Below are 13,996 nucleotides of genomic sequence, written 5' to 3' on the forward strand. Positions count from 1 at the left end.
TTCATTGGTCCGAGCAAAGGCCCCCATAAAGAAAATGGCCGTTCAGAGGAACGCCGGCGGAGAGTTGAATGCAGCAGCTCGTTGAAACCACAAAAGAGATCATGGCCCGTCTCGTCGGCTTCGAAAGCCTGTCAGGCGAGCCAAACCTCGATATGATCGACTATATCAAGTCCTATCTGATCGGACTTGGCGTTGAGCCGATGATCTCCCATGACGAGACGGGTGAGAAGGCCAATCTGTTCGCCGTCATTGGCCCGAATGTCGATGGCGGCGTGCTGTTCAATGGCCATACAGATGTCGTGCCGACACTGGGGCAGGACTGGTCACAGGATCCTTTCAAGATGATTGAACGGGATGGCCGGTTGATTGGACGCGGCACGGTCGACATGAAGGGCTTTCTGGCTTGCTCCCTTGCCATGGTGCCCCGATTTCAGGCGGCTGACCTCAAAAAGCCGATCCTCATATCTTTCTGTTATGACGAAGAAATTGGCGGTTTCGGTGCGCCAATCCTCGCCAACGATATCATCGAGCGAGGCCCTAAACCGGCCGTTGCCATCGTCGGCGAGCCAACCACCATGATCCTCGTCAGCGGGCATAAGGCAGGCCTTGAGCTGCGCACCGAATTCACCGGGTTTGCCGCTCACGCTTCGGACCCGCGCAAAGGAGTGAATGCGGTGGAATTTGCCGCCCGCTTCATCAACAAGATCATCGAGATTGCCAATCGATGCTCCATTGCCCCCTATCATGACTCTCCCTTTGAGCCGCCCTATACGACGTTCAATATCGGCACGTTGAATGGCGGTGTGGCGCGAAACATCACGGCAAACGCCTGTGCGCTTGATTGGGAGTTGCGCCCCATGCCCGGTGAAGACGGGCAGGTGATCCTTGCCGAATTGCAATATTTCGTCGACAGCGAATTGCTGCCATTGATGCGCGCGGTCTATCCCGACGCATCGGTGAAAACCGCCGTTGAGGCCGACGTGCCCGGCCTCAGTGCAGATGAATCATCGCCGGCAGTTCAGTTCATTCGCTCGGTCACCGGTTTGAACAGCAGCGAAGTCGTCTCTTTCGGCACAGATGCTGGCCATTTTGATCGCGTCGGGATCTCGACGATTGTCTTCGGTCCGGGCTCGATTGAGCAGGCCCACAAGCCTGATGAATATATCGAACTGTCTGAAATATCGAACTGTTTGACCTTTATGCAGCAGGTTGCCGATCATCTGTCGGAGTAGCTTTTGTCGCGGCGTCCTTCATGGCTGCAACAAGAAAAGATGAATCGTCTGCCGCATGTCGATATGGCAGAGGGTTGGTCTGATTTGGAGGCGATCTTTGGAGGCACCTTCGCTTGGTTCTACCCTAGACTGGCAGCATTCGAGGAGGCGTAAACCATGCACGATGCTATGATGAAAAACCGCTCAGAAGCGTTGGGAAGGCTTTCCAACCTGCGCCTGTTCAAGGAATTCGCCTATATCAATGGCGAGTGGGTTTCTGAGGCTGGCTCAAAGCCGATACCGGTCAATGACCCTGCGGACGGCTCCCTCGTTGGAACCATTCCCGCTCTTGGCCCTGAGCATAGCAAAATGGCCGTTGATGCAGCGACCAAGGCATTTCCCCTCTGGGCGGCAAAGCTGCCTCAAGAGCGTGCCGCTATCCTGCGCAAATGGTTTGAGTTGATCCTTGAGAACAAAGAGGATCTGGCGCTCTTGATGACGCTGGAGCAGGGAAAGCCGATCTCGGAAGCGCGCGGCGAGATCGACTATGCTGCGAGCTTTGTGGAATTCTACGCCGAAGAAGCCAAACGCCCCAACATCGAAGGGGTCACCTCCCATCTGCCTGATGGTGAGGTTGAGGTCTGGCGCGAACCCATCGGGGTCGTCGCCTTGATTACGCCGTGGAACTTCCCGTGCGCGATGATCACGCGCAAGGCCGCTGCAGCCCTTGCCGTGGGCTGCACCTGTGTCGTGCATCCCTCTCACGAAACCCCGTTTTCCGCGACGGCCCTTGCCGAACTCGGCGAGCAGGCCGGATTGCCGAAGGGTGTCTTCAATATCGTGACTGGCCATGCGCCGGACGTGGTTAAACCCTGGACTGAGGATGCCCGCGTCCGCGCGCTTTCCTTCACGGGGTCGACCGGCATCGGTCGGCTGCTCTATAATCAGTGTTCCTCAACGGTCAAGTCGCTGGTCATGGAGCTTGGTGGCCACGCGCCGTTTATCGTCTTTGGCGACGCGGACATCGACCGGGCCGTGACCTGCGCCATAGCCGCCAAATTCGCCACCTCCGGTCAGGATTGTCTTGGTGCCAACCGCATGTATATCGAGCGGTCGGTCTATGACGAATTTTCAAAGAAGTTCGTCGCGGCAACAAAAGCCCTGACGGTCGGTCGTGGCCTTGATGATCCGGACATTGGCCCGCTGATGAATGACAAGGCAATCGCCAAACAAACGGAACATGTCGAGGATGCCCTCGCCAAGGGCGCCAAGCTGCTCTGTGGTGGCAAGGTGCATGAAGCCGGTCCGCTCTTCTATGAACCAACCGTGCTGGGCGACGTGCCGCGCAACGCATTGATCAACGAAGAGGAAACCTTCGGACCAGTCGCGGCGCTCATCGCGTTTGATGCGGATGAAGACGTCATCGCCATGGCCAATGACAGCGAATATGGCCTCATGGCCTACGTCCACACAACGAATGTCTCACGCATCTACGCAGCCTCGCGTGCGCTCCAGTATGGCATGGTTGCGATCAACCGCACCAAAGTCACCGGCGCGCCAATTCCCTTTGGCGGCATGAAGCAGTCCGGGCTTGGCCGGGAAGGGGCCCGACAAGGCCTCGAGGCTTTCACAGAAATCAAATATGTCTGCCGCGACTTTGCTTAATTCACATTTGCAAAGCCGTGACGGACCATCAGACCATGCGCCTCAAGGCGCACAATAAGGAGAATACAATGCTCAAGAATGATCAGTTGGCCGAATGGGACCGCGAGAATTTCTTCCATCCTTCTACGCCGCTCGGCCAGTTTGCGCGCGGCGAGCTGGGCAACCGCATCGTCACCGGCGGTAAGGGCGTCTACATCGAAGATCGCGAAGGCAACAAGCTGCTTGACGCCTTTGCCGGTCTTTATTGTGTCAACATCGGCTATGGCCGGACCGAAGTGGCCGACGCCATCGCAGCGCAGGCCAAGGAACTGGCCTACTATCACGCCTATGTCGGTCACGGCACCGAAGCGTCGATCACCCTTGCCAAAATGATCCTTGACCGTGCGCCCGATCATATGTCCAAGGTCTATTTCGGCCTCTCCGGATCGGATGCCAACGAGACCAACATCAAGCTCGTCTGGTACTACAACAACGTTCTTGATCGCCCGAAAAAGAAAAAGATCATCTCCCGCTGGCGCGGCTATCACGGCTCGGGCCTGATGACCGGGTCTCTGACCGGTCTTGAGCTGTTCCACAACAAGTTCGACCTGCCGCTCGAATATGTCGTGCATACCGATGCACCTTATTATTTCCGCCGTGACGATCTCAACATGTCCGAAGCCGACTTCGTCAAGCAATGTGCCGACAATCTCGACGCCCTGATCCAGAAGGAAGGGCCGGACACAGTCGCCGCCTTCATTGGTGAGCCCGTGCTCGGCACCGGCGGGATCGTGCCTCCTCCGGCTGGCTACTGGGAAGCCATTCAGGCGGTCCTCAACAAATATGATATCCTCTTGATCGCCGACGAAGTGGTCACCGGCTTTGGTCGCCTTGGCTCCATGTTCGGCTCCGAGCATTATGGCATCAAACCCGACATCATCACCATCGCCAAGGGCCTGACCTCCGCCTATGCGCCGCTGTCCGGCTCCATCGTGTCTGACAAGGTCTGGAAAGTGCTCGAAGAAGGCACCGACAAGCTCGGCGCCATCGGCCACGGCTGGACCTATTCCGCCCATCCGATCTGCGCGGCTGCGGGTGTTGCCAACCTCAAGCTCATCGACGAGATGAACATCGTTTCCAACGCCAAGGAAACCGGCGCCTACTTCAACCAGAGCCTCAAGGATGCCTTGAGCGACATCTCCATCGTCGGCGATGTTCGGGGTGAAGGCATCATGGCGGCCGTCGAGTTCGTCAAGGACAAGGACACGCGCACCTTCTTCGATCCGTCCGACAAGGTTGGCTATCAGGTCGCAGGTGCTTTGCTCGAGCGCTCCAAGGTCATCGGCCGGGCGATGCCTCAGGGCGATATCCTCGGCTTTGCCCCACCGCTTTGCCTCACCCGCGAGGAAGCCGACACCATTGTCGCCGCAGCCAAGGATGCCATTGAAAGCATCGCTGCCAAGCTCTAGTTTTGCACCAACAATGACGATGGCGGGCAGATCAATGCCCGCCATTTCTATTTTGTGTGCTGTCATGCTAGGACAGATGGGCAAAACGCAAAGCACGTGGTGGAAGGCATAGACAATGGCTCCGACAGGCCTCAAACTGGATGAACGGGATTGGGAGATCCTCAAGATCCTTCAGACCGAAGGGCGCATAACCAAGGCGGAGTTGGCGCGCCGGGTCAATCTGTCGCCGACCCCTTGCTGGGAGCGCCTCCAGCGGCTCGAAAGCGCCGGGATCATCGAAGCCTTTGAGGCACGCCTGTCGCTCAAGGCCTTTGGATCCATTGCTGTTGTCTTGGTTGAGGCCGAACTCGACAGTCACCGCGCCGAGGATTTCGAGCGCTTTGAGGCCGCTGTTCAGACCTATCCCGAAGTTCTCGAATGCTGGGCTGTGGGCGGTGGGCTTGATTACATCCTCAAGATCGTCGCCAAGGATGTAGACCACTACCAGCGCCTCATCGACCAGATGCTCGACGCCAAAATAGGCCTCAGACGCTATTTTACTTATGTCGTAACCAAGCCGGTCAAGAACACGACCGCGTTGCCCCTTGATGCCCTGAGCTGATCCGCCAATCTCTCAATTCTTCCGCTGGACAAGCACGGCCTCCGGCTTTATGACATGGCGCTCGTTCAGACAACTAATACCAACAAGCAGAAGTGCAGACTCAAGTTCGGGATTCCCTTTTTGAGTCTGCACTTCTGCTTGTTGTTATTGTTGGTCGTTCCAAATCCACGATCAGTCGCGGGTTGAGCCGTAATCGGCTGCCCTCAGGTCGCTATTCACCCCACCATGCCGATGGGAGCTATATGCTTCGTCGGCAGCGTCTTGCCATTCTTGAAGATGATGAGAAGCTCGGCCAGTTTGTTCGGGACCGACTGTCGGAAGGCTGGATGCCGGAGCAGATTGCAGTTGTGTATTGACCCGTTAGATTCACATCCGAAGTGCAACACCTGCTATTATGGCAGGTGGTATGGGAACGAGATATAGACACCTTGATTTGCGGGAACGCTGCGAGATTTGCAGTCTTCCGCCCAAGGCTTTTCAGCGGGTATGATCGCCAAGCAATTGAAGCGATCTTGCTCGACGATCAGCCGAGAATTACAACGGAACAGGAGCGCCAGCGGATACCTGCCTGATACGGCAAATCGCATTGCCTGGGCTCGGAAGCTTCGCGGCTCCAGCCTTGAGCGCAGCAGCCAACTGAAGGATCTGGTCAAAGCCCAACTTGGTATGGGATGGACCCCAGAACAGATATCCGGTCGACTGCAGCTGACCCAATCAGACCATAGGATCAGCGCAGAGTCCATCTATCGGTTCATCTATAGTGCTGCGGGTCGCAAGTTGGGTTGGCATCGATATTTGACGCAGAAGAAAGCCAAGCGAGGCTATCGGGCAAAGAAGAGACGAGAACAGGCTAAGAACAGCGATAAACTGCCGATTTGGCTGCGGCCGACGAAGGCCCATCTTCGTTCAGAGATAGAGCATTGGGAGGGAGATTGTATGCTCTTCCGAAAGCAAAACGACATACTTTTGACGCTTCAGGAACGACGCACAAGGGTTTGGCTGATGCAGAAATTACCGCGCAGGGACGCTGAAACAACCGCCAACTCCATCATCGATCAGTTGGAAAACCTTCCCCCGAAAGCCCGGAAAACGATCACTTTTGACAACGGAAGTGAGTTCGCAAAGCATTCAAAACTGACTGATGAAATTGGCCTGCGTGCTTTCTTCTGTGAGCCACATAGCCCGTGGCAGAGAGGCAGCATTGAGAATGGCAATGGCAGAGTTACGCCGAGACTTGCCAAGAAAAGCTGATCTTGAAAAATGGACAGATCAGGACATTCAAACACTGACATTCATCATCAACTCAACACCGCGTAAATGCCTCGGATTCAAAACCCCATTCCAGGCTTTCGCGGAAAACTTCGGTGTTGCGCTTGAAATGTGTATCCACCCCCACCGGAATCTGCACAGATTATGCTGCTAATTTGAAAGCCTCAGCCGGAGTTAGCATCGCGAGCGCCTGATGTGGCCGTTGGTTGTTGTAAAAAAAAGATCCAGTCGGCAATAACGCGATTGGCGTGCTGGATGGTTTCGAAGCGGTGTCTGTGAATGCACTGCTCCTTCATCGTTCGGATCACACGCTCCACCATTCCATTTTGCTGCGGGCAATGAGGCGTGATAAACTCCTGTTTGAGCCCGTAGCTTTTGACGATTGCGGTGAAGTGCCGACTGGTAAAAACCAAACCATTGTCCGAGCGGAGAAGGAATTCCCGATCGACACGACCAAGTGTTCCAAATCGACTGATCAGAGCATGCTCTAGGGCTGCTGTAGCCGTCGTCGCCTTGCCTGTTCGTGAGAGATGCCAACCGAGGAGTTCACGGGTATGGCAATCGATCACCAATGCCAACGATGCCCAACCATCTTTTCCGGTCCAGACACGTGCCAAGTCTGTCGACCCATTGCCCGGCAGGCAATTGCGAAGCAAATGCCGAGAGGAGGCGCTCATTAGGCGCAGTGGCAACTGACGGTACCGCCTCGATCCGGGGACGCATTCCAACAGCCCTCTTACGAACCTGCCATCCCTTGATCTGGACGATCCTCTGAACGGTATTTTTGTTGAATCCTAAGAGCCAGGCAACCGTTCGATAGCCGAAGGACGGCTCCTTCTCGATCATGGCTTTGATCGGCTCAGCAAACCGGGGATCGACTTTGGGGGCCGATTTGGTTGGCCGGTAATACACGGTCCTGCGAGGAACGCCAAACCATGCGCAGAGCTTGGCAATCGGTGCACGCAATTCAAGCATGGCCTCGCCATAGGCTTCCTGAAGATCCTTCAATTGCTTCTCATATTGGGCGTGAATGTCGAGGGGATTGGCACGCAGGCTATTCTCCAACCCTCGCTTGGCATCTTCAACCCATCCCTCAATCTCGGAGGGCGACAAATCAAAAGAGCGGCTTGCTTCTGATACCGTTGTCTTGCCCTGAATGATCTCAATAACCAATGCCGATTTCCGCTTCGCTGTCCAGCTGCGGGTTTCAGTAATTCCCGGACAGTCGTTTCATTAAATACCGGACAGCGATTTCACAAAAACCCGGACAGTTTTCAAGGCATAATTTTGGTTGATCCTTACCTGCCTAATTGGGGCACTCTTTTGGTCGAAGAACAGATCAGGAGGGAGCATGCCCCGACGCAAGCAAGTGAGGCGCACGACTGTGCAAGATATACGAGAGATATTACGGCTGACGCATGATCCGGGGCTTTCTACACGAGAGGTCTCTGCGCGAATGAAGCTGAGCAAGACAACCGTTGCCACCTACCTTCACCGAGCCCGTGACGCTGGCTTGAACAGCTGGCCAATACCAGCCGATCGCGATGATGACGAGCAATTGCGGGCAGCCCTGTTTCAGAATGTAGGTCGACCACCGCGTGACGATGCAGAACCTGATTGGCGCCATATTGCGACGGAATTGAAGCGCAAGGGTGTGACCCTGACCTTGCTCTGGGAGGAATATAGGGCGGTCCATCCCGAAGGTTACGGCTATACTTGGTTCTGCACTCGTTTCAGGGAATTCGAGTGCCGGGCCAATCCCCGTTTTCGCAACCGGCATGAAGCGGGTGCGGCCATTCAGACCGATTATGCCGGCCACACTATTCCGGTTTTTGATCCTGCGACCGGAGAGGCATATCAGGCCCAGATTTTCGTCGCAGTCCTCGGAGCCTCGAACTACACATTTGCCTGGGCCTCTCGAAGCCAGAAGCTGCCGGACTGGATTGATGCGCAAGTTCGGTCACTGAAGTTTTTCGGCGGCGTTACCAAGGCCATCATTTGCGACAATCTCAAGGCCGCCGTGGCCACACCATTGTGGTTCGAGCCATCGCTAACTGCCACCTTTGAAGCCATGGCAACCCATTACGACACGACCATTTTGCCGACACGACCACGTAAGCCGCGCGACAAGGCAAAGGTGGAAGGAGCGGTTCTGATTGTCGAACGTTGGATCCTGGCCCGGCTGCGCAATCAGCAATTCTTCTCGATTGAAGCGTTGAACAATACCATCGCGGAATTGCTGGTGGTGCTCAACAACAAGCAAATGCGGCGGATCGGAAGATCCCGCAAGGAACTGTTTGAAGAGATTGAACGGCCTGCCCTGCGTCTGTTGCCCGACACTCCATTTGAATATGCCGAATGGAAACGGGCCAAGGTGCATCTCGACTATCATGTCGAGATTTTACGAGGTTTCTATTCCGTCCCTCACAAGCTAATCGGACGGCAGGTTGATGTCCGGCTAACCCATCGTGTTGTCGAGATATTTTGCAATCATGAGCGGGTTGCAGTTCATCAGCGCAGGCGGGATCGGGGTGGCCATTCCACGATTACACAGCATATGCCCAAGGCCCACCAGCGTCACGCAGGCATGACGCCTCAAACCCTCGTCGCTCAGGCTGCCCGCATTGGATATCACACCGCCCTGTTGGTGGAACGCCTGATGCGAGATCGGCCACACCCCGAGCAGGGTTTCCGCTCGGCACTGGGGGGGGTGAGCCTACAACGCCGGTTCGGAACAGACAGACTGGAAGCAGCCTGTCAAAGGGCTCTGACATGCGAGACGGTCAGATACAAATCCGTTCAATCCATCCTGGTATCCGGTCTCGACAAGGCACCCGCGCACCAGGAACCCGCCCCTCCAGCACCGAGCCACGACAATATCCGAGGCGCAACCTACTACCAGTAATCAACAAACATCAAAACAGGAGAGAAAGAATGCTGACACACCCGACATTGAACCAAATGGCCGCACTCGGCATGACCGGAATGGCACAAGCTTGGAAGAGCCTGAATGAACAAGATCCTGGGCAATCCCTAGATCGGAATGAATGGCTTGGCCTTATGCTCGACCAGGAAGTAGCATCCCGAGCCGACAAGCGTTTTGCCAACAGGCTGCGCAATGCAAAAATGCGCTTTCCTGATGCATGCATCGAAGACATCAGCTTCGCTGCCAATCGTGGCCTTGATCAGAGCAAAATCCTTTCTCTCGCTCAAGGAGACTGGATTAAGGCTCATGAACAAATCATTCTCACAGGGCAAACCGGAACCGGCAAAACATGGCTCGCCTGCGCCTTCGGACGCCAATCCGCCAGGCTCGACTATTCCGTCTTTTATGTCAGAATGCCCCGCCTGTTTGAGGACATGGCCATGGCCCGTCTCGATGGGCGCTTTCCAAGGCTGGTCGACAAACTTGCTCGCGTCCAGTTGCTCATCCTGGATGACTGGAGAACCCATTCGCTCACAGACCAGCAGCGCCTCGATCTGCTCGAGCTCTTCGAGGAAAGATACCAACGCAAATCAACCATCATCACGGCTCAACTTCCCGTTTCGGCATGGCACGAGATGATCGGCGAGCCGACAATTGCCGATGCCATCCTTGATCAAATTATTCACAATGCGCACCGAATAGAGCTCAAAGGGGACAGTATGAGGCGATCAGAAGAAAATCAGAACTTGACCCAACAAACAGAACAGGAAACCATCAATCCACAAACCTGAACCAGGTAAAGGATCAGCCATTACTCAGCTGTTCGCGAATTACTGAAATCGCTGTCCGGGTTTTCGTGAAATCGTTGTCCGGTATTTCTGAAATCCGCAGTCCAGCGTTTGATCTTATCGTCCATGGTCGTACTCATCGCTATTTTCCTTACCTATAGCATGAACAGAATTTCAATGGGTCAATACAGGCTGGCTGAAGGCAGGTAACGAGAAGGGTTTGCGCCCTATATGCTTTGAGGCGATCTACAGCTTCATCTATCGAGCTGGCCAGAAAAGTGAAGCATTGTGGAAGCTTCTAACCCGTGGACATCGCATCCGCAGGCCTATGCGTGCCCGCCGTTCACGCGACAGGATCAAGGATCGGGCATCCATTCATGATCGGCCAGAAGCGGCAGACAACCGCCAAGAAGCAGGGCATTGGGAAGCTGATCTGATCATCTGCAAGCGAACCCGATCTGTGCTTGTGATCCACGAGAGGAAATCCCGGGTTACCCTGGCTGCTTGCATGACCGGCAAGAGCGCGGCCGAAACAGTCTCGGTGATGATGTCTATCTTCCGTCGCCTGGATCCGGCCTTGCGCAAGTCAGTCAAATTCGACAATGACACAACCTTCGCCCAGCACGGCCTACTGCGATCCATGTTCAACATGACGACATGGTTTTGCGATGCCTATACCTCTTGGCAAAAGGGAGGAGTGGAGAATGCGAATGGTCGGTTGAGGCGATGGTTGCCAAGGGACTTCGATATTGATGCGATGGACGACGAGGAGCTGCAGGACATCATCTTCACCATGAACCTCACCCCGAGGAAATGCCTCGGATTCAAAACCCCATTCCAGGCGATCCTGCAAGACCTTGGAAAAGACGCCAAAATCTGCTTTGCTTAAGCGTGATGCACTTCGCGATGGAATCTACCCCCGGCGAGCTCCGCCTTTATTATTCGGCAAAAGCGGCTCAATAATCGCCCATTGTGCGTCCGACAACCAAAACAGATGTCCCATTCAAGCCTCCAATCTAATGATTGGATAGATTGAATCTGATTTGAATCGTCAGTTCAATGGCATCAATGGGTTTTGACCCTAGAAAAGATTTTTCCAAGTAAAGACACCGAAGGTTGTCAGTATACCCTCCCGTTTGAGATGGTATGCTTTACGCAATACCTCCAAAGCCATATAAGCTCAATGCCTACAGCAGAAAAACAAATCCGGCGGCCTCACCAAAGATGATCTGTTGACAGATCCCGGTTATTTGTCACATTCGGATGATCCAGATCGCGCCTCAAGCTGCATGGCTGAGCCGCTTGCCCATCACGACGCAACAATGTGACTTCCAGCAACTCGGGAAATACCACCTCTCCGATCGGCATCATTTTACCCGCATTGTTTGCATGCGTATGGATCACATAATAATGCACCGATAGCTTCTTCATTATCTTGAAGAAACGCATCATCACTTTAGGGTCGCATAAGTCATGTAATTCGCATGCGATCTGCCAGAAATTTGGGTGCTTTTGCTCTGCGATATAATCCAAGATTGACCATTCACCTCCCTCTATATCCATTTTCAGGAATAATCGGTCATTTTCCAAATGGCTATGACGCGCCAGTGCCTGTTCAATAGAAGTGACCTTCTTACCATTGAATGTCCCCAGACATTCTTTGTAAAAGGTTACCAATTCATGCTTCATTGGGCCTTCGGCAATGGTGCAATCAAACTGATAGATGGGGATGTTCATGGAAACGATGTCTTCATCCCAGCTGAACTCGTCACTGATTCCCAACGAGTAGGTAGCATCGACCCGCCCTTTTGGATCCGCACAAACATACCCTCCATCGCCAGCTTTGTTTCCGATTCTGATCAATTCGCATCCTTCAACTAAGACTGGTCTCAGTAATTCGACCAGCGGCAGAACAAACTGCGCGGCAACAACAATGTCTTTCTTCCATTGCCGTTTAGCTGCTTCGCGGGCCAGATCCTCTTCGGATTGCAAACCAAAGATTTTTCTGAAATGTCGTCCGATTGACTTCATGCGATTTGCCATTTTTTTCTAGCACCCCTCAATGGATGACTGGTAGATGCCCGTTGCAGAACCTTGACTGAAGGGGCAAGGGCTGACAAAGAAGCACTTTGCTTGATTAAGTTTTGTATTCAAATGCGAGAAATAATCCAAAAACCAATCCGGTGGCAAAACAGGATTCATATGGCTGCGTATTGTCTTGTGCAGTTCATCTGCAAAGGAATGGGACATGAAATAGCCGGCAACACAATCTGTCACGAGAACAGGCGGCTGAAAAACCTCAATTGGAGGAGAAGCTTCAACCTTATATTGCCCGGCGAGATGCTCCGGTGAGAATTGCCACATATCTTTGACTTTGTTTGCATCAATGCAGCCAACAGCCAAATTGACATAAAATAAATCATTTGACGCTTGATCACGAACAAATCGGATTGTTTGTTTCACAAGTTCAATGCTGGCAGCATTAAAAACGATATCACTCTCAAGCACCAATATATCTTCATGGTCCTTAGCAGAGATGTCCCAGCAATATTTGTGGGCGTAATAGACTTCTTGCTCAACGGCGATGCTTCGTGTATATTTTAATCCGTAGTAATTCAGAGAGGATACAAACTTTTTGATTGCTTGAAAAAAGGAGTATTCGGGCTCTTTACGCAGATTGTGGTAAACGGTCAACGAAAACCCCAAGGCCCGTGTCAGCTTGTGCCGTAACCCCACAGAATTGGCCTGTTCCTTCATCCCCGACACATCGGGACCAACATCAATTATCTTGCAAACTTCCCCGATGCTTGCGAGAGAGTGCGCAAGCTTTTGTATATTGGGAACAAGAGTTTGGAGACGATCTGTCTCATTATTGTGGACGAAACAAATTAGCATAACAGCTCCTTCCTTAGAGGTGTTGGGAGAATAGAAGTAGCCCCGGAAAACTGAACAGATTTGTACTGTTTTTACAAGTGGCTCCGGCCTTCCTGAATTCCGTCGTGAAGTGCAACACTCCCGCCTCGATATGGTATCGAGGTGGTTGTCGAGACCGTCAGGAGTGTTGCGATGCCATGCTATTCCCATCTTTCTATAGATGAAAGAGAACAGATTTCCACCTTGAGACATTCCGGTCACTCGATCGGTTCAATCGGCGAGCTTGTTGGTCGTTGCAAATCCACGATCAGTCGCGAGTTGAGCCGTAATCGGCTGCCCTCAGGTCGCTATTCACCCAGCCATGCCGATGGGAGCTATATGCTTCGTCGGCAGCGTCTTGCCATTCTTGAGGATGATGAGAAGCTCGGCCAGTTTGTTCGGGACCGACTGTCGGAAGGCTGGATGCCGGAGCAGATTGCAGGCTGGCTGAAGGCAGGTAACGAGGAGGGTTTGCGCCCTATATGCTTTGAGACGATCTACGGCTTCATCTATCGAGCTGGCCAGAAAAGTGAAGCATTGTGGAAGCTTCTGACCCGTGGACATCGCATCCGCAGGCCTATGCGTGCCCGCCGTTCACGCGACAGGATCAAGGATCGGGTATCCATTCATGATCGGCCAGAAGCGGCAGAAAACCGCCAAGAAGCAGGGCATTGGGAAGCGGATCTGATCATCTGCAAGCGAACCCGCCTTGTGCTTGTGATCCACGAGAGAAAATCCCGGGTTACCCTGGCTGCTCGCATGACCGGCAAGAGCGCGGCCGAAACAGTCTCGGTGATGATGTCTATCTTCCGTCGCCTGGATCCGGCCTTGCGCAAGTCAGTCACATTCGACAATGACACAACCTTCGCCCAGCACAGCCTACTGCGTTCCATGTTCAATATGACGACATGGTTTTGCGATGCCTATGCCTCTTGGCAAAAGGGGGGAGTAGAGAATGCGAATGGTCGATTGAGGCGATGGTTGCCAAGGGACTTCGATATTCATGCGATGGACGACGAGGAGCTGCAGGACATCATCTTCACCATGAACCTCACCCCGAGAAAATGCCTCGGATTTAAAACCCCAGTCCAGGCGCTGCTGCAAGACCTTGGAAAAGACGCCAAAATCTGTTTTGCTTAAGCGTGTTGCACTTCGCGATGGAATCCACCCTTGCG

At 53.6% G+C, this 13,996-nt stretch carries 13 protein-coding genes and 1 pseudogene; 9 read left to right on the forward strand and 5 right to left on the reverse strand.

The annotated features are described in order from the left end of the window. Nucleotides 1-68 precede the first annotated feature (68 nt). The 5 genes from argE (at nt 69) to CPH65_RS16260 (ending at nt 6,176) form a co-directional block, all read left to right on the forward strand. A complete protein-coding gene (gene argE / locus CPH65_RS16235) occupies nt 69-1,232 on the forward strand; it encodes an acetylornithine deacetylase (RefSeq protein ID WP_096174842.1) in 1,164 nt (387 codons plus the stop codon). Nucleotides 1,233-1,388: 156 nt separating this feature from the next. Beyond that, nucleotides 1,389-2,876: an NAD-dependent succinate-semialdehyde dehydrogenase gene (locus tag CPH65_RS16240; protein ID WP_096174843.1), complete on the forward strand. Its 1,488-nt coding sequence runs from the start codon at nt 1,389-1,391 to the stop codon at nt 2,874-2,876. Between the two features lie 68 nt (nt 2,877-2,944). Further along, entirely contained in the window at nt 2,945-4,324 is a 1,380-nt protein-coding gene (locus tag CPH65_RS16245) for an aspartate aminotransferase family protein (protein WP_096176459.1), read from the forward strand. A gap of 115 nt (nt 4,325-4,439) precedes the next feature. Continuing rightward, a complete protein-coding gene (locus CPH65_RS16250; protein ID WP_096174844.1) occupies nt 4,440-4,925 on the forward strand; it encodes an Lrp/AsnC family transcriptional regulator in 486 nt (161 codons plus the stop codon). Nucleotides 4,926-5,378: 453 nt separating this feature from the next. Beyond that, nucleotides 5,379-6,176, forward strand: a complete 798-nt coding sequence (locus tag CPH65_RS16260) for an IS30 family transposase (protein WP_157747742.1) — start codon at nt 5,379-5,381, stop codon at nt 6,174-6,176. Nucleotides 6,177-6,358: 182 nt separating this feature from the next. Here the strand turns inward: CPH65_RS16260 and CPH65_RS24315 are convergent, their stop codons facing one another. Both CPH65_RS24315 and CPH65_RS24680 read right to left on the reverse strand, forming a co-directional pair. Then, nucleotides 6,359-6,763 (reverse strand): integrase core domain-containing protein, encoded by a 405-nt coding sequence (locus CPH65_RS24315; RefSeq protein WP_244574654.1) that lies wholly within the window; start codon nt 6,761-6,763, stop codon nt 6,359-6,361. Next, on the reverse strand, nt 6,741-7,409 hold the full coding sequence (locus CPH65_RS24680) for a transposase (protein ID WP_256385224.1): 669 nt from the start codon (nt 7,407-7,409) through the stop codon (nt 6,741-6,743). Before CPH65_RS24680 ends, CPH65_RS24315 begins: the two co-directional genes overlap by 23 nt. Before the next feature lie 136 nt (nt 7,410-7,545). On the opposite strand from CPH65_RS24680, the gene istA reads away from it, so the two are divergent. From istA to CPH65_RS16280, 3 genes are all read left to right on the forward strand, one after another. Next, nucleotides 7,546-9,099: an IS21 family transposase gene (gene istA / locus CPH65_RS16270; protein ID WP_096171585.1), complete on the forward strand. Its 1,554-nt coding sequence runs from the start codon at nt 7,546-7,548 to the stop codon at nt 9,097-9,099. A 29-nt stretch (nt 9,100-9,128) separates the two neighbouring features. Further along, a complete protein-coding gene (gene istB, locus CPH65_RS16275; RefSeq protein ID WP_096171584.1) occupies nt 9,129-9,911 on the forward strand; it encodes an IS21-like element helper ATPase IstB in 783 nt (260 codons plus the stop codon). A 217-nt stretch (nt 9,912-10,128) separates the two neighbouring features. Then, nucleotides 10,129-10,797 carry an IS30 family transposase gene (locus CPH65_RS16280; protein ID WP_157747743.1) on the forward strand — a complete coding sequence of 223 codons (669 nt, stop codon included), beginning with the start codon at nt 10,129-10,131 and terminating at the stop codon, nt 10,795-10,797. Nucleotides 10,798-10,827: 30 nt separating this feature from the next. Here the strand turns inward: CPH65_RS16280 and CPH65_RS24685 are convergent. The 3 genes and pseudogenes from CPH65_RS24685 to CPH65_RS16290 all read right to left on the reverse strand — a co-directional run. Next, nucleotides 10,828-10,911, reverse strand: a pseudogene (locus tag CPH65_RS24685) (transposase); the annotation flags it as partial. A 212-nt stretch (nt 10,912-11,123) separates the two neighbouring features. Then, a complete protein-coding gene (locus CPH65_RS16285) occupies nt 11,124-11,939 on the reverse strand; it encodes a hypothetical protein (protein ID WP_157747744.1) in 816 nt (271 codons plus the stop codon). Nucleotides 11,940-11,957: 18 nt separating this feature from the next. Further along, the gene (locus CPH65_RS16290; RefSeq protein WP_172891537.1) at nt 11,958-12,665 is read right to left on the reverse strand and encodes a hypothetical protein; all 708 of its coding nucleotides are present in this window, start codon (nt 12,663-12,665) and stop codon (nt 11,958-11,960) included. A gap of 309 nt (nt 12,666-12,974) precedes the next feature. On the opposite strand from CPH65_RS16290, the gene CPH65_RS16295 reads away from it, so the two are divergent. Then, complete coding sequence (locus CPH65_RS16295; protein ID WP_096174849.1) at nt 12,975-13,961, forward strand: IS30 family transposase; 987 nt, start codon at nt 12,975-12,977, stop codon at nt 13,959-13,961. Nucleotides 13,962-13,996: the final 35 nt, after the last annotated feature.

It is taken from the genome of Cohaesibacter sp. ES.047, from assembly GCF_900215505.1.
In the GTDB taxonomy this organism is placed as follows: domain Bacteria; phylum Pseudomonadota; class Alphaproteobacteria; order Rhizobiales; family Cohaesibacteraceae; genus Cohaesibacter.

Bases quoted from the DNA above. Each gene is read 5' to 3' on its own strand.
- CPH65_RS16250 (WP_096174844.1), top strand. From the start codon at position 4,440: ATGGCTCCGACAGGCCTCAAACTGGATGAACGGGATTGGGAGATCCTC.
- CPH65_RS16285 (WP_157747744.1), bottom strand. From the start codon at position 11,939: ATGAAGTCAATCGGACGACATTTCAGAAAAATCTTTGGTTTGCAATCC.
- CPH65_RS16240 (WP_096174843.1), top strand. From the start codon at position 1,389: ATGCACGATGCTATGATGAAAAACCGCTCAGAAGCGTTGGGAAGGCTT.
- CPH65_RS16245 (WP_096176459.1), top strand. From the start codon at position 2,945: ATGCTCAAGAATGATCAGTTGGCCGAATGGGACCGCGAGAATTTCTTC.
- CPH65_RS16290 (WP_172891537.1), bottom strand. From the start codon at position 12,665: ATGAAGGAACAGGCCAATTCTGTGGGGTTACGGCACAAGCTGACACGG.
- argE (WP_096174842.1), top strand. From the start codon at position 69: ATGCAGCAGCTCGTTGAAACCACAAAAGAGATCATGGCCCGTCTCGTC.
- istB (WP_096171584.1), top strand. From the start codon at position 9,129: ATGCTGACACACCCGACATTGAACCAAATGGCCGCACTCGGCATGACC.
- istA (WP_096171585.1), top strand. From the start codon at position 7,546: ATGCCCCGACGCAAGCAAGTGAGGCGCACGACTGTGCAAGATATACGA.
- CPH65_RS16295 (WP_096174849.1), top strand. From the start codon at position 12,975: ATGCCATGCTATTCCCATCTTTCTATAGATGAAAGAGAACAGATTTCC.